General features: G+C 67.0%; 1 pseudogene. It reads right to left on the minus strand.

Features of this window, described 5'->3' with window-relative positions:
* A pseudogene (locus EOA33_RS38150) lies at window positions 1-421 on the minus strand (flagellar motor switch protein FliM); the annotation flags it as partial.
* Window positions 422-533 lie beyond the last annotated feature (112 nt).

Consider the following 533-nt stretch of genomic DNA (forward strand, 5'->3'; position numbering starts at 1 on the left):
GCGCCACATGCTGGATCACCGTCGTCGCCACATCGGTCTCGATCTGTGACAGCTCGCGTTCGATTGGCGAGACCCGCGCGTCCGGGTCCCCGCCGAACAGGGCGCAAACCACGACGGCTATGGCCTGAGCGTCGATCACCAGGGTCATGGCGTCGGCCGAGGTCGGCGATGGAACGATGACCATGGCGAAGGTCTCGCCGGCATCGGCGCGTGCATGAGGAACCCGGCTCACCTCGACCGCCCGCAGATCCACCGTAACCGGCGCGCCAAGCTCGACGGCAAGGCTCTTCTGCAGCAGCGGCACGGCGCGTTCGGCCATCGCCCGCCCGGCACCAATGACATGACCGGCCTCGCCGCTGTCGCCGACGAGACGTTCGATGATCAGGGAACGGGTCTGCGACGGACTGCCCGGACTGGTCATGATGGCGAGCGGCCCTGTCTGTCTTGACGCATGCTCAGGCCGCCTTCTTTTCGGCCGTGCCGGTATTCATCGTGCTCTGCTCGACGGCGTCGATCGTCGGCCGCTCGTAGGA

This window comes from Mesorhizobium sp. M4A.F.Ca.ET.050.02.1.1 (assembly GCF_003997725.1).
Lineage (GTDB): Bacteria > Pseudomonadota > Alphaproteobacteria > Rhizobiales > Rhizobiaceae > Mesorhizobium.